Source organism: Saccharospirillum mangrovi (assembly GCF_003367315.1).
Classification (GTDB): Bacteria; Pseudomonadota; Gammaproteobacteria; order Pseudomonadales; family Natronospirillaceae; genus Saccharospirillum; species Saccharospirillum mangrovi.
In genome coordinates, this window is sequence record NZ_CP031415.1 from 256520 (window position 1) to 274630 (window position 18111).

Below are 18111 nucleotides of genomic sequence, written 5' to 3' on the forward strand. Positions count from 1 at the left end.
GCGATCTTGACTCAGATTTTCGCCATCACGAACCAGAAAGGCGGCGTCGGCAAGACGACCACCGCCATTAATTTGCCGGCCTCACTGGTGGCCATGAAGCGCAAGGTACTGGTGGTCGATCTGGACCCGCAGGGCAATGCCACCATGGGCAGTGGTGTCGATAAAAACGACATCGAACTGAGCGTCTACGACGTTTTAACCAGTCGCTGCGCCTGTGCCGATGCCATTGTCCGCGCCGACAACGCCGGCTATGACCTGTTACCCGCTAACGGCGATCTGACCGCCGCCGAAGTCGAACTGATGCCGATGAAGATGAAAGAGCATCGTCTGCAGTACGCCCTGGCCGAGGTCAAACAGAATTACGAATACATCTTTATCGACTGTCCGCCGTCGCTGAACATGCTGACGGTGAACGCTCTGGCTGCCGCCGAACAGGTGCTGATTCCAATGCAGTGCGAGTACTACGCACTGGAAGGTCTGGCGGCGCTGATGGAAACCATCGGCTCGATTCAGAAAGTGGTTAACCCGGGCCTGACCATCGGCGGTTTGCTGCGCACCATGTACGATCCGCGCAACAGCCTGACCAACGATGTCTCCGAACAGCTGAAAAACCACTTCGGCGAAAAACTTTATTCCTCGGTGATTCCCCGCAACGTCCGTCTGGCCGAAGCGCCCAGCTATGGAACGCCGGTTCTGCAATACGATCGCACCTCCAAAGGCGCGCTGGCTTATCTGGCGCTGGCCGGTGAAATGGTGCGTCGGGTCGAAGGTGTGAAAGCGCCCGAAGCGGCCGAAATCACAGGATAAGCATGACGATGTCACCGAAAAAACGAGGCCTGGGACGCGGCCTGGACGCGCTGATCACCACGCGCGAGGAAGTTGAAACGCTCACCGAGCAGCCGGTTAAGGAAATTCGCGACGGTAGCTTGCGTGAATTGCCCATCGAATGGGTACAGCGTGGCGTGTATCAGCCGCGTCGGGATATGTCTCCGGAAGGTCTGGAAGAACTGGCTGCCTCAATTCGCGCCCAGGGTGTAATGCAGCCGGTGGTGGTGCGTCCGGTCGGCCCGCAAAGTTTTGAATTGATTGCCGGCGAACGCCGCTGGCGCGCCTCGCAAATGGCCGGTCTGGATACCATTCCGGCGGTGGTGCGCGACGTACCGGATGAAGACGCCATCGCCATGGCGCTGATCGAAAACATCCAGCGCGAAAACCTCAACCCGATGGAAGAAGCCTTTGCGCTGCAACGCCTGCAAAAAGAGTTCGAGCTGACCCAGGCCGGTGTGGCCGATGCGGTGGGCAAGAACCGCGTTACCGTCACCAACCTGCTGCGCTTGATCAATCTGGAAGCCGAAGTGCGGCGTTTGCTTGAGCACGGCGACCTGGAAATGGGCCACGCCCGTGCTCTGTTGGGACTGCAAGGCGAGACCCAGGTAGAAGCCGCTCGTCAGGTGGTCGCCAAAGGCATGACGGTACGTGCTGCCGAAGCGCTGGTGCGGACATTGGCCGAAGGCCGCAAACCGGCCGCGGCGTCTTCAAACGAAGCCCGTCCGGATGCCAACATCAAGAACCTGGAAGACATGCTATCGCAACGTTTGGGTGCCACTGTGGCTATTAAGCACGGCGCTCAAGGTAAAGGTTCCCTGGTTATCAAGTACAACAGCCTGGATGAACTGGACGGCATTCTGAATCACGTCAAATAAGCGAAATTCCCGCCGTATTCCCGTTATTTGATCGTTTTTTGAGCGGCCTTTGCAGGTCGCCCAACGCGTTGATTGTGCCGTTTTATATCCCTATAATGTCGCGCCGCTATAGAGTAAGTGGGTGCCTAGATGGTCCTGAGACCGGGAGCGGCGTGATCAGGAGAATCCGTACAAAAAGTAAAGCGCCCGCTGTGTTTGCTGGTCTGTTCTGGATGGTTGTGTTTTCGGCCTTAGTCGTATTGTTGACGGGTCTCTATTCCAGCACAGTGGCGTTGAGTGTGGCTTGGGGTGCAGGCATTTACTGCGCATCCCAGCTGGTATTGTGTTTAGGGGCCTTTCCGTTACGCGGCCTTCGTCATGTCACCGATTCAATCAAAGCCCTGTATGTAGGGGCCATTAGCCGATTTATTGTGGCCAGTGTGGGCTTCGCACTGGCCATGGTGGGAGAGTACTCGCCCAATACCGCCATTATGTTGGTGGTTTTTTTTGTTTGGACGGTCCTGGGCGTTCTCCTCAATCAGTTTCTGATTAACCCTCGCGGTAACCGATAAAACTTAGGACTCTGACAATGGCAGGTGAACAACCAACCCAAGCTGAATACATTCAGCACCACTTGACCAACTTAACGTTTGGCAAGACAGACCATGGCTGGGGCATTGCCCACGGCGCGGAAGAAGCGGCAGAAATGGGCTTCTGGGCGATCCATCTGGATTCGCTGTTCTGGTCCATTTTCCTGGGCGCACTCTTTCTCGGCCTGTTCCGCCTGGCTGCACGCAAGGCCACCGTTGGTGTGCCTGGCGGCTGGCAGAATTTTGTCGAGATGACGGTCGAGTTCATCGACAACCAGGTAAAAGACGCCTTCCACGGTCGCAACCCCTTGGTTGCGCCGCTGGCGATGACGGTTTTTGTCTGGGTGCTGTTGATGAACGTCATGGACTTGATCCCCGTGGACGTTCTGCCCTGGCTGCTGGAAAAAGCCGGCGTGCCGTACCAGAAAGTGGTGCCGTCAACCGACCCGAACGTCACCCTGGGTCTGGCGATCAGCGTCTTCCTGCTGATGATTTTCTACAGCCTCAAAGTCAAAGGTCTGGTTGGCTTTGTTAAACAGTTGACGCTGCATCCGTTCAGCTTCAACAACAAGATTGTTCAGGCGCTGTTTATCCCGATCAATCTGTTCATGGAAACCGTCGATTTGCTGGCCAAGCCGTTCTCACTGGGCTTGCGGTTGTTCGGCAATATGTACGCCGGTGAAATGATCTTCATCCTGATCGCCACTATGTACAGCGCGACCTGGTTGTTCGCTCTGGTCGGTGGCTTCCTGCAGTTGGGCTGGGCGATTTTCCACATTCTGGTGATCGTGCTTCAGGCCTTCATCTTCATGGTGCTGACCATCGTTTATTTGAGTATGTCGCACGAAGAAGACCATTGATTTTATGAGGCGATCGTTCGTCGGTCGCCTCGCACCGTTGTTACTGCTCTTTGCTCTTTTTAATTTCAATAAACTTAGAACTTAGAAACCTTAGGAGAAAAACATGGAACTGATCTACGTTGCAGCCGCACTGATGATGGGTCTGGGTGGTCTGGGCGCCGCTATCGGCATGGGTGTTATGGGTGGCAAGCTGCTCGAAGGCACCGCTCGTCAACCGGAACTGGCTCCGATGCTGCAGGGCAAAATGTTCCTGCTGGTTGGCTTGATCGACGCTATCCCGATTATCGGTGTTGGTATCGCGATGTTCCTGATCTTCGTAGTAGCCCCTGGCGCGGCTGGCTGATCGCCGTCTTTAAGACGTCCATAGCAATCAATCAGACGATAGGGGTGTTGGAGTGAACATTAACTTGACCTTGATTCTCCAACTGATCTCTTTCGCGGTCTTTGTTTGGTTTTGTGCCAAATACGTCTGGCCTCCTGTCATGAAAGCCATGCAGGAACGCCAGCAGAAGATTGCGGAAGGTTTGGATGCAGCAGACCAAGCCAAGAAAGATCTTGAATTGGCTAAAGGTGACGTTGCCAAGCAGATTCGTGATGCCAAAGACGAAGCGGCTTCCATTCTGGAGCAGGCTAACCGCCGCGCTAACCAGATCGTGGAAGACGCCAAAACTCAGGCGCGCGAAGAAAGCGAACGCATTGTTGCCTCTGCGCAATCTCAGATGGAGACAGACATCAATCAGGCGCGCGAAGCATTGCGTCAACGTGTGTCTGAATTGACCGTCGTGGGTGCTGAGAAAATTCTCGGTGCCGAAGTCGACGCCAAAAAACACAGCGAGTTGTTGGATAAGCTGGCAGCGGAGCTGTAAGGGGGAAGCATGGCAGAATTAAGTACGCTGGCTCGTCCTTACGCCAAAGCCACATTCAACGCTGCCTTGGAAAGTCAGGCGCTGGCCGAATGGTCACAGCAACTGGCTACCTTGGCTGTTATCAGTGAGCAGGCCGACGTTCAGGCGTTGGTGACCAACCCGGCTTTGTCGGCTAACGACAAAGCGCAAGTATTGAAAGATGTCGCTGGCGACACTCTTGGGGATGGCACCCGCAGCTTGATTGATGTGTTGGCCGAAAATCGTCGTCTGTCGTTGCTGAGTGAAATTCACACTCAGTTCGAGGCTATGAAAGCCGAGCATGAAAAGAGCGCTGACGTTGTAGTCACCAGCGCCTATTCATTGAATGACAGTCAGCAGCAAACCCTGACCGATAAGTTGTCCACCAAACTCGGCCGCCAGGTAAACCTGAGCGTGGAAATTGACGAGTCTTTGATTGGTGGTGTGGTGATCAAGTCTGGCGATTTGATCATTGACGGCTCGGTACGCGGCAAGTTGACGAAACTCGCTGACGCAATGAATTCCTAATGAGGGAAATGAAATGCAACAACTGAATCCTTCAGAAATCAGCGACATCATCAAGGAGCGTATCAGCAAGCTCGATACCTCCGCCAAGGCGCAAAATGAAGGCACTATCGTCAGCGTTTCTGACGGTATCGTGCGTATTCATGGCCTGGGCGATGTGATGTCCGGTGAGATGATTGAATTCCAGGGCGGCCTCTACGGCATGGCCCTGAACCTGGAGCAAGACTCCGTGGGCGCCATTGTACTGGGCGATTACAAGACACTGGCTGAAGGCCAGACCTGTAAGTGCACCGGTCGTATTTTGGAAGTGCCGATTGGTCCGGAACTGCTCGGTCGCGTCGTTGACGCCCTGGGTAACCCGATCGATGGCAAAGGCCCGATCAAAACTGAACTGACCGATCCGCTGGAAAAAGTGGCGCCGGGCGTTATTGCCCGTCAATCGGTCGATGAGCCGGTGCAGACCGGTTACAAAGCCGTCGATGCCATGGTGCCGATCGGCCGTGGTCAGCGTGAGCTGATCATCGGTGACCGTCAGACCGGTAAGACTGCGCTGGCGGTTGACGCCATCATCGCTCAGAAAAACTCCGGCATTAAATGTGTCTACGTTGCCATCGGTCAGAAGCAATCGACTGTTGCCAACGTGGTGCGCAAGCTGGAAGAGCACGGCGCTATGGGTTACACCACCATCGTTGCTGCGACCGCTTCTGAGCCAGCGTCCATGCAGTTCCTGGCGCCTTACGCCGGCTGCACCATGGGCGAATACTTCCGCGATCGCGGTGAAGACGCGCTGATCATTTACGATGATCTGTCCAAGCAGGCCGTGGCGTACCGCCAGATTTCCCTGCTGCTGCGTCGTCCGCCGGGCCGTGAAGCTTTCCCGGGTGACGTCTTCTATTTGCACTCCCGTTTGCTGGAACGCGCTGCTCGCGTTAACGCCGACTACGTTGAGAAATTCACCGACGGTAAAGTGAAAGGCCAAACCGGTTCTCTGACCGCGCTGCCGATCATCGAAACCCAGGGTGGCGACGTTTCTGCGTTCGTACCGACCAACGTAATCTCCATTACCGACGGTCAGATCTTCCTGGAAACCGACCTGTTCAACTCCGGCATTCGCCCGGCGATGAACGCCGGTATTTCGGTCTCCCGTGTGGGTGGTGCAGCTCAGACCAAGATCATCAAGAAACTGGCCGGTGGTATTCGTACCGCTCTGGCTCAGTACCGTGAACTGGCGGCGTTCTCCCAGTTTGCGTCTGACTTGGACGAAGCCACCAAGGCCCAGTTGGACCACGGTGTGCGTGTAACCGAGTTGATGAAACAAGGTCAGTACGCGCCGCTGACGGTCGCTGAAATGGCCGTTTCCGTCTACGCCGCCAACGAAGGTCACCTGAAGTCGCTGGAAGTCAGCGAAGTCGGACGCTTCGAGTCGGCCCTGCATGCCTACATGAACAGCGAACACGCGGATCTGATGAAGCAGATCAACGAGTCGGGCAACTATAACGATGAGATTGCCCAGTCGCTGAAGGACGCCCTGGAGAAATTCAAGGCGACCCAGACCTGGTAATTCACCGGCCGCCTCTGGCGGTCGACTGAACTGAGGCAATGCTATGGCAGCCGGAAAAGAGATACGGACAAAGATAGCGGGCTTTAAGAACACGCAGAAAATCACCTCGGCCATGGAAATGGTTGCGGCGAGTAAGAAGCGTAAAGCCCAGGATCGGATGGATGCCAGTAAGCCCTATGCGGACAAAATCCGGGCGGTGATCGGCCATTTGGCCAACGCCAACCCGGAATACCGTCACGCCTTTATGAAAGAACGTGACGTCAAACGCGTGGGTTACATTGTGGTCTCCACAGACCGAGGCATGTGTGGTGGCTTGAACGCCAACCTGTTCAAACGGGTGGCTCAGGACGCCAGTGCCTGGAAAGACAAAGGCGCAACGGTGCAAATCTGTGCTATTGGCAGCAAAGGAACCGGCTTTTTCAAAGGTCGCGGTTTCGAGGTTGTTGCTTCCATGGCGCATCTTGGCGACAAACCGGCCGTGAGTGATCTCATCGGTGGCGTCAAAGTCATGCTGGACGACTACAACGCAGGCAAGATCGATCGTCTGTTCCTGGTGTTTAACGAATTCGTGAACACCATGGTTCAGAAGCCGGTCCTTGAACAGCTTTTGCCCCTGGAAGCGGCAGACGACAGCAGTTCGCGTCGCCACAGTTGGGACTATTTATACGAGCCAGACGCCGAAGTCCTGCTCGACCATTTGTTGGTTCGTTATATCGAATCCGTGGTCTATCAGGGCGTGGTGGAGAACTTCGCTTGTGAACAGGCCGCACGCATGATGGCAATGAAAAGCGCCAGTGAAAATGCTGAGGAACTGATCGAAAGTCTCAATATGGAATACAACAAGGCACGCCAGGCAGCGATTACTCAGGAAATCGCTGAAATCGTCGGCGGCGCTTCCGCGGTGCAATAACACGGTTTTGAGAGGATACAGAAGATGAGTAGCGGACGTATCACCCAGATCATCGGCGCCGTTGTCGACGTGGAATTCCCGCGCGACAGCGTCCCCAAGGTCTATGACGCTCTGAAAGTAAATGAAGTCGGTCTGACGCTCGAAGTTCAGCAACAGCTGGGCGACGGCATCGTTCGGGCCATTGCCATGGGAAGCACCGAAGGTGTGAAGCGTGGCTTGGAAGTACTGAACACTGGCGACGCCATCAGCGTGCCGGTTGGCAAGGCGACCCTCGGTCGCATCCTGAACGTTCTCGGCGAGCCGATCGATGAGCGTGGTGACATTGGCTCGCAAGAGTTTGCCACCATTCACCGCGACGCCCCGAGCTACGCTGAGCAATCGCAGAACACCGAGCTGCTGGAAACCGGCATCAAGGTAATCGACCTGATCTGCCCGTTCGCCAAAGGCGGTAAAGTCGGTCTGTTCGGCGGCGCCGGTGTGGGTAAAACGGTCAACATGCTCGAGCTGATCAACAACATCGCCATCGAACACTCCGGCTTGTCGGTTTTCGCCGGTGTCGGTGAGCGGACTCGTGAAGGTAACGACTTCTATCACGAAATGAGTGATGCCGGCGTTATCAAACTGGACAATCTGGCGGAATCAAAAGTAGCCATGGTTTACGGCCAGATGAACGAGCCGCCCGGTAACCGTCTGCGTGTAGCGCTGACCGGTCTGACCATGGCTGAACAGTTCCGTGACGAAGGTCGTGACGTTCTGTTGTTCGTCGACAACATCTACCGTTACACCCTGGCCGGTACCGAAGTATCGGCACTGCTCGGCCGTATGCCGTCTGCGGTGGGTTACCAGCCGACGCTGGCGGAAGAAATGGGCGTTCTGCAGGAACGTATTACGTCCACCAAAACCGGTTCCATCACCTCCGTTCAGGCGGTGTACGTACCGGCGGATGACCCGACTGACCCGTCTCCGGCCACCACCTTCGCTCACTTGGATGCGACCGTGATGTTGAGCCGTGACATCGCTGCTCTGGGTATCTACCCGGCGGTGGATCCGTTGGCTTCCACTTCCCGTCAGCTCGACCCGCTGGTGGTTGGTAACGAGCACTACAACTGCGCGCGTGGCGTTCAGGGCGTGTTGCAGAAGTACAAGGAACTGAAAGACATCATCGCCATTCTCGGCATGGACGAACTGTCAGACGAAGACAAACTGACCGTAGCGCGCGCTCGTAAGATCGAACGCTTCCTGTCCCAGCCGTTCCACGTGGCGGAAGTCTTCACCGGCGCTCCGGGCAAATACGTTTCACTGAAAGAAACCATCCGTGGTTTCCAGGGCATCCTGGACGGTGAATACGACGAGATCGCCGAGCAGGACTTCTACATGAAGGGTTCTATCGACGAAGTTCTGGAAGCACACAACGCCCGTAGCAAAGGCTAATCAGGGCGGAGGTAGCTATGGCCATGACAGTTCATTGCGATATCGTCAGTGCCGAAGAGAAGATCTTCGAAGGACTGGTCGAGACCATCGTCTGTGAAGGCGAGCAAGGCGAGCTGGGTATCAAACCCAAGCACGCGCCCTTGCTGACTCGTCTGAATCCGGCGCCGGTCAAGCTGACGCTGCAAAACGGTAAAGAAGAAGTGTACTACGTCTCCGGTGGCTTCCTGGAAGTCCAGCCGGAAGTGGTCACCATTCTTGCAGACACCGCCTTGCGTGCGAACGACATCGACGAAGCCGCTGCAGAAAAAGCCAAGCAGGACGCCGAACAAGCCATCGCCGACAAGATGGCCGAAGCGGAATTCGCTCAGGTCGCTGCCGACCTGGCGCGTGCTGCGGCTCAGTTGCGTACCTTGCGGGAATTCAAACGTAAGAAATGATGCGATTGTGATGCGGAATAAAAAAGCGACCTTCGGGTCGCTTTTTTTTGCTCAAAATACGTTTAGGTTAACAACAGAGTCACCCTGAATAGTGGACGGCCATGATCGAAAAATTGGAACTCAAACAACTGCGCACCCTGTCTGTTTTGCTGCAAACCGGATCGATTTCCGCGGCGGCTGAAGCCTTGGGTGTGACTCAGCAAGCGGTCAGTGCGCAACTGAATCGTTTGCGCAGTTTGTTGGGCGATGATTTATTTGTTCGTTCCGGTCAGGGTATAGCGCCGACCTTGTATGCCCGGTCTTTGCAAACCCAGGTGCAACAGATATTAACGGCGGTACAGGCGATACCTTTGCCGGGGCAACAGGACCTGCGCACGCTCGAGCGCACGCTGGTGATATCGGCGACCGATTACACCCAGCATCTGGTGGCCTTGCCGCTGGCGACGGCGCTGCGCGACTGGGCGCCCGGAGTCCGACTGAAAATCATCAATATTGAAAGTCAGGCACTGACACGACGCATGCAGCAGGGCGACATTGATCTGGCGTTAACCACGTCTGGCTATGTGCCCAACGGGCTGACGTCGATTGCCTTGTTCACCGAAGAATATCGGCTGTGTTCTGCGCACCTTTCTATTCCGCAAGATCAGGCGTTGGCGTTGTCGGAATTGGCTGGTTTTGATTTTGTCGTGACGTCGCCGGGCACGGCCGATTTCAAAGGCTCGGCACAGGATTGGTTTGAACGGCGCGGCATTGAGCGTCGAGTGGTGTTAAGTGTGCCGTCGTTTTACATGGCACAACGGGCGTTGCAAATGTCGCCAATGGTCGCGTTTTTACCGGCGCGTTTGCCGTTATTGGCAGGTGTTTATTGCTTGCCATTGGAAACCCAACCGCCCGGATACGAAGTGGTGGCGGCGTACCACCCTGGCGCTGCCTCCGATCCATTGTTGGTGCAGGTTTTGAGCTGGTTACAAAACCGGTTTTAACGCTGCACCAAACCGCTTGTATCAGATACAAGGCCGGCTTGATGGCTCAGTCTGAGCGCGATTTATAGCATGCGCGCACATCAAACAGACGGAGGAAGTACCCATGCCAATAGTGACCATCAACCCGGAACAACTCTACGACGGCGCAGCGGTTGGACTGTCGCAAGCGACGGTCGATACAGACAGCGGACTGGTGTTTGTCTCTGGTCAGGTCGATTGGGACAGCGACAGTCGACGCCAGCACGATGGCATAGTCGACCAGGCCGAAGCGGCATTCGCTAACCTGATGATTGCTCTGCAAGCGGCCGGTTCCGGTACCTCGGCTGTATTGCAATTGCGCATCTATGTGCGTGGCGAAGTGGCCGATCACTTACCGGCTGTCGCGCCCTTGTTGCCCAAATATTTTGGCAATCACCGGCCTGCCTTGACCGGTGTCGGTGTGGCTTCTTTGGCCGAGCCTGATCTGTTAATTGAAATCGAAGCCGTTGCCAAAGTGATGCGCTGAGGGTTAATCCAACTGATAGCGTCGTAGCCGCTGTTGATCGTCCGGTTTGCGGGCGATCAACGTTGCGCGCAGTGGTGCCGGTAAACCTTCGATGGTTTTATTCGGATGATCCGGGTCCAGGTAATCCGTTAAAGATTGCCCCGGTTTCCAGTCGGTATTTCGTTGTTCTTCGGTGCTGGTGTAAGTGACATCGACAATTCGAACATCGATAAAACCCACCTTTTCCAACCACAACGCCAATGCCTGTGGTGACGGTAAAAACCAGACGTTATTCATACGCGCATAACGACCCGGTGGCACCAACGCTTCGCGTTCGCCGCCTTCAATTACCAGCGTTTCCAACACCAATTCGCCACCCGGTCGTAACGCGCCGCGCAGTTCATTTAAATGATCCAGTGGCGAACGTCGATGGTACAAAACGCCCATGGAAAACACGGTATCGAACGCGTTTATTTCTGGTGTTAATTGTTCCAGTGTGAGCGGCAGTACAACGTGGCTGGTGTCGCCAACGTAGTGGTTGAACGCCAGGTGTTGCACCACCGACAACCAGGATGGATCAATGCCCGCCACTAAGCGCGCGCCGGCCGCTTTCATGCGCCAGCCGTAGTAGCCGTTGCCACTGCCGACGTCTAAAATGGTGCGGTTTTTTAAGTCGCTGAGATGCGGCGCAACGCGCGTCCATTTCCAGTCGCAACGCCATTCGGCATCGATGTTGATATCAAAAAAACGAAACGGACCTTTGCGCCAGGGGATTAATCCGCGTAACGCATTTTCCAGTTGGTTTTTTTGTTCGGAACTAAGCGGTTTACCGCTGCTCAGTGCGACGGTATCGAGATCAATTTTAACGTCGCTGAGGTTTGGTAAAACATCTAACTGTTTTAAAAACCGTGGCAAATTACCGTCGTTTAATTGCGCAAATAATTGCGCTAATTGTTCTGCCAGTGGTGCTTGCCAATGACTGAGCGCGGTGTCGCCGAGACAGTCAATAAAGGGTCGGTAATCGATCATTTGATGGCCAGGAACGACGCGAAATTAAAGCTCTGGTACCAGAGTGTGGCGACTTGAAAACCAACGTTGCGCAATCGGTTTAAATGATCGTCAGCGCTTTCGGGTAACAGCACCCGTTCAATAGCCTGACGTTTCTGACTGATCTCCAGATCGCTATAACCGTTGGCGCGTTTGAAGTCGTGATGATGCTGGCTGAGCAATTGCTCTTGCACCGGGTTTTCAAAGCGAAGTTTTTCCGACAGCACCAATGCGCCGCCGGGTAACATGCCGTCGTAGATACGTTGCAAGGTTGCCTGGCGTTGTTCGAGTGGAATGAATTGCAAGGTGAAATTCAGCACCACAAACGAAGCGCGTTCCAAGGTTAAGTCGGTGATGTCCGCGCACAGTGTTTGTACGGGCGTGGGTAAATCTTCGCTGTCGAGAAAATCGCGGCTGCGGTCGAGCATTGCCTGGCTGTTGTCGACGGCGATGATGCGCGCGCCGGGTGCATGAACGCGGTGGCGCATTGCCAGACTGGCGGCGCCCAGCGATGAGCCGAGATCGTACAGTTGGCTGTCGGGCTGGGCGTACTGTTCGGCCAGTACGCCAATCATGGCGACGATGTGGCTGTAGCCAGGCACCGACCGCTTGATCATGTCAGGGAATACGCGCGCCACCTGTTCATCAAAACGGAAGTCGGCGACCTGGCCGTGGTCGGTGGCGTAAAGGGTGTCTTTGTCGTGCGGCATGGTTTAAGCGGGTATCGATTGGGTGGCTTAGTTTAACCTGTCTTGTCGTTGCCTGCGTGTCTGGAGCGTCGAGCACTCAGTCTGTGGTCGAAAAATGGCCGCTGATCGTTATAATTGCCCGCCTCGGTTCGGTGCGAACCGACAACTCCATTGTCCAATGTCACAGGTGTTCCATGTAGGTCGGTGTCTTTGCCCAGTCCGGGCGCCCTGTTTGCGTTAGTCCTCGCTGCGTGCAGCGACCGTATTGAGGCTGTGTCCTCACCGACCCAAGGTAGCCAATATGAGCCAATCCATCGCCAGCGAAGTGGGCAAGCGCCACACCTTCGCCATCATCTCCCACCCCGATGCCGGTAAAACAACCATCACCGAAAAGGTGTTGCTGTTCGGACGTGCCTTGCAGACCGCCGGTACCGTGAAGGGCAAGAAATCAGGCCAGCACGCCAAATCCGACTGGATGGAAATGGAGAAAGAGCGTGGCATCTCAATTACCACCTCAGTGATGCAATTCCCGTATCAGGACAAGCTGGTCAACCTGCTTGATACCCCCGGACACGAAGACTTCTCCGAAGATACCTACCGGACATTAACTGCGGTGGATTCCTGTTTGATGGTGATCGACGCCGCCAAGGGTGTCGAAGACCGGACCATCAAACTGATGGACGTAGCGCGCATGCGCGAAACGCCGGTACTGACCTTTATGAACAAGCTCGACCGCGACATCCGCGACCCGATCGAGCTGATGGACGAAGTCGAAAACATCCTCAAGATCAGCTGCGCGCCGATCACCTGGCCGATTGGGCAAGGCAAGCAATTCAAGGGTGTGTATCACCTGCTGAACGACGAAGTGATTCTGTATCAGAGCGGTATGGGCCACACCATTGCAGAGCGTCGCGCCATTCAGGGGTTGGACAATCCGGAACTGGATTCGGTGCTGGGCAGTTACGCCGAAGAGCTGCGTGAGGAAATCGAACTGCTCAAAGCGGCAGCAAATCCGTTCGATCTGGAAGAATTCCTGGCCGGACAGATGACGCCGGTATTCTTCGGCACCGCCTTGGGTAATTTTGGTGTCGACCACATGCTCGATGGTCTGATTCAGTGGGCGCCGACGCCGCAACCCCGGGCGACTGAAGCGCGTCTGGTTCAAGCGGACGAAGAGGCGTTTTCCGGTTTTGTGTTCAAGATTCAGGCGAACATGGACCCGAACCACCGCGACCGCGTTGCCTTTCTGCGCATCGTCTCCGGCAAGTACGAGAAAGGCATGAAGATGCATCAGGTGCGGCTGGGCCGCGATGTGCGCATCTCGGATGCGTTGACGTTTCTGGCCGGCGACCGTTCGGCCGTCGAAGAAGCCTGGGCGGGCGATATCATCGGTTTGCACAACCACGGCACCATTCAGATCGGCGACACCTTTACCCAGGGTGAGGATCTGAAATTCACCGGCATTCCGAACTTCGCCCCGGAACTGTTCCGCCGCATTCGACTAAAAGATCCGCTCAAGGCCAAGCAGTTGCAAAAGGGTTTGCTACAGTTGTCTGAAGAAGGCGCTGTTCAGGTATTCCGGCCGCTGAAGAACAACGACTTGATCGTTGGGGCGGTGGGTCTGCTACAGTTTGATGTCGTGGCACAGCGTTTGAAAAGCGAGTACAAGGTAGAAGCCGTCTACGAGCCGATCAGCGTGGCAACCGCGCGCTGGGTTGAAGCGCCGGATGAGCGCAAGCTCGAGCAGTTCCGCGATAAGGCACACGACAACCTGGCGCTTGATGGCGGCGATAACCTGACCTACATCGCGCCCACCATGGTCAATTTGCAAATGGCGCAAGAGCGGCATCCGGACATCGGATTCCGCAAGACGCGGGAGCATTGAGCGTCTGCCACTCAGTGTAATTTGGAGGAAGGTTCATGATCGTCTATTTACTGGTGTTGGTGCTGATAAACGCTGGCGGTGGCAGTGTTGCCGTCTTGGGTTTGCAGTCGCTGGTCAGTGACGGACGCATATCGGCATACGACGGTAAGGGCTATCTGGTCGTTATCATGCTGGTGTTGACCTTCCTGTTTTCCAGCCTGGCGTATTTCTGGGGTGTCAGTCGTTTTGGCGTGCCCGACATCGCCGCGCCGGGAATTAATGGTGCCACTGTGGGTCTGTTGTTTACCGCCTGTTGCTGTATGAGTGCGCTGGCATATGGGCTGTCGCAGATGCAGGCGCCAGAGCGCTATCGCTGAGCCTTCGGATTGCTTTCTGAACTGCCATAAAAAGTCTTGCGCGAGGTCTGTATCTTCTATAAGATCCGCGCCCTCATTCTGGATTAACTTCCCCTGAGCCCCCCACTTATTAGGCGGAGTTAAGAGTAAATATGAAAACATTCGTAGCAAAACCGGCAGAAGTGAAGCGCGACTGGTACATCGTCGACGCTGACGGTCTGACCCTGGGTCGTCTGGCCACTGAAATCGCTCGTCGTCTGCGCGGTAAGCACAAGGCCGAGTTCACTCCCAACGTTGATACCGGCGATTACATCGTCGTGGTTAACGCTGAGAAAGTAGCCGTGACTGGTCGTAAGGCCAATCAAAAGATGTATCACCGTCACACCGGTTACCCTGGTGGCCTGAAGTCCATGAGCTTCAATAAGATGATTGATCACAAACCTGAGCAGATCATCGAATTGGCCGTTAAAGGCATGATCCCCCGCACACCGCTGGGCCGGACCATGTTGAAGAAGCTGAAGGTGTATGCCGGTACTGAACATCCGCATACTGCTCAGCAGCCAAAAGAACTGAAGATTTAACGGGGAGCATCATGACAGCCATTCAGCAACATTACGGTACCGGTCGCCGCAAGACCTCTGCCGCTCGCGTCTATCTGCGTCCCGGCAACGGTGACATTCGCATCAACAAGCGCTCTCTGGAAGAGTACTTCGGTCGCGAAACTTCACGCATGATCGTGCGTCAGCCGCTCGAACTGGTCGAAATGACTGACAAGTTCGACGTAGTCATCAGCGTCTCTGGCGGTGGTGCAAACGGTCAGGCCGGTGCGATTCGCCACGGCATCACCCGTGCGTTGATTGCATACGACGAAAACCTGCGCAAACCTCTGCGTGCTGCCGGTTACGTGACCCGCGATGCGCGTATGGTCGAGCGTAAGAAAATCGGTCTGCACAAAGCGCGTAAGCGTCCTCAGTACTCCAAGCGTTAATCGCTTCGAAGGACTGTTCAAACGCCCGGCCAATGCCGGGCGTTTTTGTTTGCAGCCGCCGTCTGGCGTGGCCTGCAGCGAATTCAGTTTGGCTTTTGTATGCCCTTATATGGCGCAGGGTTTTCTTGTCACAGAAGGCGTAATTCTTTAGTATTCCCTCCATTTTGTGGCATCTGCCCAGTACTACACTACCTTCAGACAGAGGACCTCAATAATGACGCAAGACGGCGTAAATAAGGGTCGGCGCCGCTTTCTCTACATTGCCGCAGGAGCCATGGGCGCCGCGGGTGCAGTGGGAGTCGCAACCCCTTTCGTCAAATCCTGGTACCCCAGTGAAAAAGCCAAGGCTGTTGGTGCGCCGGTCAGTGTTGATATCGGTACGCTGGAGGCTGGGGAAATGCGAACCGTTGAGTGGCGTGGCAAACCTATTTTTGTTGTGCGCCGTACTCAGACCATGATCGACAGTCTGAAGTCAGATGGTCTGATGAATCGTTTGGCCGATCCTCAATCCGAAGTCACTTCTCAGCAACCCGAATACGCTCAGAATTTGTTGCGCGCCCGCTCCGAAGATCTGGCCGTGTTAGAAGGCGTGTGCACGCACTTGGGTTGCGCGCCGGAATTTCGTCCTGAAGTAGAACCGCAACCGTTCGATGAGAACTGGATGGGTGGTTTCTTCTGCCCGTGCCACGGCTCCAAATACGATTTGGCAGGCCGGGTTTATCGTGGCGTTCCTGCTCCGGCAAACCTGGTGGTGCCGCCGTACCGTGTCGACGGCACTATTCTGACCATTGGTGAGGAGACCGCCTGATGAGTGCTAACAAGCCTGCCATCATGCAGTGGATTGATCAGCGATTGCCCGTCACCAGTGCTTACGAAAAGCACATGTCCAAATACTACGCACCGAAGAATTTGAACTGGTGGTACGTTTTTGGTCTGTTGGCCATGCTGGTCTTTGTTAACCAGATCCTGACTGGTATCTGGCTGACCATGTCGTTCACACCGAGTGCGGAAGCGGCCTTCGGTTCAGTCGAATACATCATGCGCGATGTTCATTCCGGCTGGATCATTCGCTACATGCATTCCACCGGTGCGTCCTTTTTCTTTATCGTCGTCTATCTGCACATGTTCCGCGGCATCATGTACGGCTCGTATCAAAAACCTCGCGAGCTGATCTGGGTGTTTGGCATGTTCATTTACCTGGCGATGATGGCAGAAGGCTTCATGGGTTACGTGTTGCCGTGGGGTCAGATGTCATACTGGGGCGCCCAGGTGATCATCTCTCTGTTCGGTGCGATCCCTGTTATTGGTGATGGCCTGACCGAATGGATCCGCGGTGACTTCCTGATTTCCGGCATTACCCTGAACCGTTTCTTCGCGCTGCACGTCATTGCCATTCCGTTGGTGTTGGCGCTGTTGGTGGTGCTGCATATTCTGGCACTGCACGAAGTGGGTTCTAACAACCCGGACGGTGTCGACATCAAGAAACACATGGATGACAAAGGTCGGCCGCTGGACGGCATTCCGTTCCATCCGTATTTCACCATTGGCAAACTGCCGATGATCGTCATCTTCCTGATCGTTTTCTGCGGCGTCATTTTCTTCTTCCCGGAAGGCGGCGGCTATTTCCTTGAGCACGCTAACTTCGAAGCTGCCAACCCGCTGAAAACGCCGGAGCACATTGCGCCGGTTTGGTATTACGGAGCGTTCTACTCCATTTTGCGTGCGGTGCCAGACAAGCTGATGGGTGTTATCGCCATGGGTGGCGCCATCGCCATTCTGTTTGTGTTGCCCTGGCTGGATCGCAGCCCGGTTCGTTCCTGGCGCTATAAAGGTTGGTACAGCAAGATCGCCTTGGTTCTGTTCGCGGTGGCGTTTGCCGGGTTGACCTATTTGGGTGGTCAGCCGGTTAATCCGCTAAACACCTGGTTGGCGCGCGTTGGTTCCATCATCTACTTCGCCTACTTCTTGTTGATGCCAATCTACACCCGGATTGAAACCACCAAGCCTGTGCCGGAGAGGGTGCCAGAATGATGAAGAAACTGTTCCTGTCTCTCGTCGTCAGCTTGATGCCCCTGGCGGTATTCGCCGCCAGTGAAGAGGGATTTCTTGACCATATCGAAACCGATATGAGCAATAAGCCATCTTTGCAGCACGGTTCGCAGCTGTTCATGAACTACTGCATGGGCTGTCACTCACTGGAGCACGGTCGCTATAACCGTGTCGCCCAGGATCTGGATATTCCGGAAGACATCATGATGGAAAATCTGGTGTTCACCGGTGACAGCTTTGGCTCGCTGATGGAAAACGCCATGCACGAAGACGACGGCAAAAACTGGTTTGGTACGGCTCCGCCGGACTTGACCCTGGTTGCTCGCGTTCGTGGTGAAGACTGGTTGTACACCTATCTGCGCGGTTTCTATAAAGACGATTCCCGGCCGATGGGCGTAAACAACGTGCGCTTCCCGAACGTGGGTATGCCGCACGTGTTGGTGGAATTGCAAGGGCTGTGCGCAGAGGAACCGCATCCGGTCAGTGACAAGAAGTTTGACCCGCTGACTGGCCAGGTTCTGACCGAAGGTGGTTGTGAGCACCTGGAAGTGGAAGGGGCTCTGTCCAAGTCGGAATACGATGAAGCCATCTACGATCTGGTCAATTTCCTGGATTACATGGGTGAGCCATTCAAGGCTGACCGTGAGCGCATCGGCTGGATGGTCTTTGCCTTCCTGGCTGTCTTCCTGGTGATTGGCCAGTTGCTGTATCGCGAACTCTGGAAAGATATTCATTAATCCAGACTGTTCGTAGTGTCATTTATTCTAAGCG

22 protein-coding genes are annotated in these 18111 nt (G+C 55.1%); 20 read left to right on the top strand and 2 right to left on the bottom strand.

What is annotated here, in order from left to right:
• Positions 1–6: 6 nt before the first annotated feature.
• The 13 genes from DW349_RS01250 to DW349_RS01310 all read left to right on the top strand — a co-directional run bounded on the left by DW349_RS01250 (position 7) and on the right by DW349_RS01310 (position 10368).
• Positions 7–807: a ParA family protein gene (locus tag DW349_RS01250; protein WP_108125866.1), complete on the top strand. Its 801-nt coding sequence runs from the start codon at positions 7–9 to the stop codon at positions 805–807.
• Positions 808–815: 8 nt separating this feature from the next.
• On the top strand, positions 816–1703 hold the full coding sequence (locus tag DW349_RS01255; protein ID WP_108125900.1) for a ParB/RepB/Spo0J family partition protein: 888 nt from the start codon (positions 816–818) through the stop codon (positions 1701–1703).
• Positions 1704–1894: 191 nt separating this feature from the next.
• Entirely contained in the window at positions 1895–2254 is a 360-nt protein-coding gene (locus tag DW349_RS01260; protein ID WP_157954362.1) for an ATP synthase subunit I, read from the top strand.
• A 17-nt stretch (positions 2255–2271) separates the two neighbouring features.
• A complete protein-coding gene (atpB, locus tag DW349_RS01265) occupies positions 2272–3132 on the top strand; it encodes a F0F1 ATP synthase subunit A (protein ID WP_108125868.1) in 861 nt (286 codons plus the stop codon).
• A gap of 103 nt (positions 3133–3235) precedes the next feature.
• Positions 3236–3475, top strand: coding sequence for a F0F1 ATP synthase subunit C (gene atpE, locus DW349_RS01270; RefSeq protein ID WP_108125869.1), 240 nt, complete (start codon positions 3236–3238; stop codon positions 3473–3475).
• A 52-nt stretch (positions 3476–3527) separates the two neighbouring features.
• A complete protein-coding gene (locus tag DW349_RS01275; RefSeq protein WP_108125870.1) occupies positions 3528–3998 on the top strand; it encodes a F0F1 ATP synthase subunit B in 471 nt (156 codons plus the stop codon).
• A 9-nt stretch (positions 3999–4007) separates the two neighbouring features.
• Positions 4008–4544, top strand: a complete 537-nt coding sequence (locus DW349_RS01280; RefSeq protein ID WP_108125871.1) for a F0F1 ATP synthase subunit delta — start codon at positions 4008–4010, stop codon at positions 4542–4544.
• Positions 4545–4557: 13 nt separating this feature from the next.
• Positions 4558–6102, top strand: coding sequence for a F0F1 ATP synthase subunit alpha (gene atpA, locus DW349_RS01285; protein ID WP_108125872.1), 1545 nt, complete (start codon positions 4558–4560; stop codon positions 6100–6102).
• 43 nt (positions 6103–6145) lie between these two features.
• Complete coding sequence (gene atpG, locus DW349_RS01290; RefSeq protein WP_108125873.1) at positions 6146–7012, top strand: F0F1 ATP synthase subunit gamma; 867 nt, start codon at positions 6146–6148, stop codon at positions 7010–7012.
• Between the two features lie 24 nt (positions 7013–7036).
• The gene (atpD, locus tag DW349_RS01295; RefSeq protein WP_108125874.1) at positions 7037–8443 is read left to right on the top strand and encodes a F0F1 ATP synthase subunit beta; all 1407 of its coding nucleotides are present in this window, start codon (positions 7037–7039) and stop codon (positions 8441–8443) included.
• A gap of 17 nt (positions 8444–8460) precedes the next feature.
• Positions 8461–8880 (top strand): F0F1 ATP synthase subunit epsilon, encoded by a 420-nt coding sequence (locus DW349_RS01300; RefSeq protein ID WP_108125875.1) that lies wholly within the window; start codon positions 8461–8463, stop codon positions 8878–8880.
• Positions 8881–8981: 101 nt separating this feature from the next.
• On the top strand, positions 8982–9863 hold the full coding sequence (locus DW349_RS01305; RefSeq protein WP_108125876.1) for a LysR family transcriptional regulator: 882 nt from the start codon (positions 8982–8984) through the stop codon (positions 9861–9863).
• 103 nt (positions 9864–9966) lie between these two features.
• Complete coding sequence (locus DW349_RS01310; RefSeq protein WP_108125877.1) at positions 9967–10368, top strand: RidA family protein; 402 nt, start codon at positions 9967–9969, stop codon at positions 10366–10368.
• A 3-nt stretch (positions 10369–10371) separates the two neighbouring features.
• Here the strand turns inward: DW349_RS01310 and cmoB are convergent, their stop codons facing one another.
• Entirely contained in the window at positions 10372–11376 is a 1005-nt protein-coding gene (gene cmoB, locus DW349_RS01315; protein ID WP_108125878.1) for a tRNA 5-methoxyuridine(34)/uridine 5-oxyacetic acid(34) synthase CmoB, read from the bottom strand.
• On the bottom strand, positions 11373–12104 hold the full coding sequence (cmoA, locus tag DW349_RS01320) for a carboxy-S-adenosyl-L-methionine synthase CmoA (RefSeq protein WP_108125879.1): 732 nt from the start codon (positions 12102–12104) through the stop codon (positions 11373–11375). Before cmoA ends, cmoB begins: the two co-directional genes overlap by 4 nt.
• A gap of 280 nt (positions 12105–12384) precedes the next feature.
• On the opposite strand from cmoA, the gene prfC reads away from it, so the two are divergent.
• From prfC to DW349_RS01355, 7 genes are all read left to right on the top strand, one after another.
• Complete coding sequence (prfC, locus tag DW349_RS01325) at positions 12385–13968, top strand: peptide chain release factor 3 (RefSeq protein ID WP_108125880.1); 1584 nt, start codon at positions 12385–12387, stop codon at positions 13966–13968.
• 35 nt (positions 13969–14003) lie between these two features.
• A complete protein-coding gene (locus tag DW349_RS01330; protein ID WP_108125881.1) occupies positions 14004–14324 on the top strand; it encodes a hypothetical protein in 321 nt (106 codons plus the stop codon).
• Between the two features lie 131 nt (positions 14325–14455).
• The gene (gene rplM, locus DW349_RS01335) at positions 14456–14884 is read left to right on the top strand and encodes a 50S ribosomal protein L13 (protein ID WP_108125882.1); all 429 of its coding nucleotides are present in this window, start codon (positions 14456–14458) and stop codon (positions 14882–14884) included.
• An 11-nt stretch (positions 14885–14895) separates the two neighbouring features.
• Positions 14896–15291 (top strand): 30S ribosomal protein S9, encoded by a 396-nt coding sequence (rpsI, locus tag DW349_RS01340; RefSeq protein WP_108125883.1) that lies wholly within the window; start codon positions 14896–14898, stop codon positions 15289–15291.
• A 214-nt stretch (positions 15292–15505) separates the two neighbouring features.
• Positions 15506–16099: a ubiquinol-cytochrome c reductase iron-sulfur subunit gene (petA, locus tag DW349_RS01345; RefSeq protein ID WP_108125884.1), complete on the top strand. Its 594-nt coding sequence runs from the start codon at positions 15506–15508 to the stop codon at positions 16097–16099.
• A complete protein-coding gene (locus DW349_RS01350; RefSeq protein WP_198650504.1) occupies positions 16099–17322 on the top strand; it encodes a cytochrome b in 1224 nt (407 codons plus the stop codon). The genes petA and DW349_RS01350 overlap by 1 nt, the downstream gene beginning before the upstream one ends.
• Positions 17319–18077, top strand: coding sequence for a cytochrome c1 (locus DW349_RS01355; RefSeq protein ID WP_232819330.1), 759 nt, complete (start codon positions 17319–17321; stop codon positions 18075–18077). Before DW349_RS01350 ends, DW349_RS01355 begins: the two co-directional genes overlap by 4 nt.
• The last annotated feature ends 34 nt before the right edge of the window (positions 18078–18111 follow it).

What these genes read in the sequence shown, in the direction of transcription:
- DW349_RS01255 (WP_108125900.1), top strand. Translation starts at nt 816, where the DNA reads ATGTCACCGAAAAAACGAGGCCTGGGACGCGGCCTGGACGCGCTGATC.
- atpB (WP_108125868.1), top strand. Translation starts at nt 2,272, where the DNA reads ATGGCAGGTGAACAACCAACCCAAGCTGAATACATTCAGCACCACTTG.
- atpE (WP_108125869.1), top strand. Translation starts at nt 3,236, where the DNA reads ATGGAACTGATCTACGTTGCAGCCGCACTGATGATGGGTCTGGGTGGT.
- DW349_RS01280 (WP_108125871.1), top strand. Translation starts at nt 4,008, where the DNA reads ATGGCAGAATTAAGTACGCTGGCTCGTCCTTACGCCAAAGCCACATTC.
- atpA (WP_108125872.1), top strand. Translation starts at nt 4,558, where the DNA reads ATGCAACAACTGAATCCTTCAGAAATCAGCGACATCATCAAGGAGCGT.
- atpG (WP_108125873.1), top strand. Translation starts at nt 6,146, where the DNA reads ATGGCAGCCGGAAAAGAGATACGGACAAAGATAGCGGGCTTTAAGAAC.
- atpD (WP_108125874.1), top strand. Translation starts at nt 7,037, where the DNA reads ATGAGTAGCGGACGTATCACCCAGATCATCGGCGCCGTTGTCGACGTG.
- DW349_RS01300 (WP_108125875.1), top strand. Translation starts at nt 8,461, where the DNA reads ATGGCCATGACAGTTCATTGCGATATCGTCAGTGCCGAAGAGAAGATC.
- DW349_RS01305 (WP_108125876.1), top strand. Translation starts at nt 8,982, where the DNA reads ATGATCGAAAAATTGGAACTCAAACAACTGCGCACCCTGTCTGTTTTG.
- DW349_RS01310 (WP_108125877.1), top strand. Translation starts at nt 9,967, where the DNA reads ATGCCAATAGTGACCATCAACCCGGAACAACTCTACGACGGCGCAGCG.
- cmoB (WP_108125878.1), bottom strand. Translation starts at nt 11,376, where the DNA reads ATGATCGATTACCGACCCTTTATTGACTGTCTCGGCGACACCGCGCTC.
- cmoA (WP_108125879.1), bottom strand. Translation starts at nt 12,104, where the DNA reads ATGCCGCACGACAAAGACACCCTTTACGCCACCGACCACGGCCAGGTC.
- prfC (WP_108125880.1), top strand. Translation starts at nt 12,385, where the DNA reads ATGAGCCAATCCATCGCCAGCGAAGTGGGCAAGCGCCACACCTTCGCC.
- DW349_RS01330 (WP_108125881.1), top strand. Translation starts at nt 14,004, where the DNA reads ATGATCGTCTATTTACTGGTGTTGGTGCTGATAAACGCTGGCGGTGGC.
- rplM (WP_108125882.1), top strand. Translation starts at nt 14,456, where the DNA reads ATGAAAACATTCGTAGCAAAACCGGCAGAAGTGAAGCGCGACTGGTAC.
- rpsI (WP_108125883.1), top strand. Translation starts at nt 14,896, where the DNA reads ATGACAGCCATTCAGCAACATTACGGTACCGGTCGCCGCAAGACCTCT.
- petA (WP_108125884.1), top strand. Translation starts at nt 15,506, where the DNA reads ATGACGCAAGACGGCGTAAATAAGGGTCGGCGCCGCTTTCTCTACATT.
- DW349_RS01350 (WP_198650504.1), top strand. Translation starts at nt 16,099, where the DNA reads ATGAGTGCTAACAAGCCTGCCATCATGCAGTGGATTGATCAGCGATTG.
- DW349_RS01355 (WP_232819330.1), top strand. Translation starts at nt 17,319, where the DNA reads ATGATGAAGAAACTGTTCCTGTCTCTCGTCGTCAGCTTGATGCCCCTG.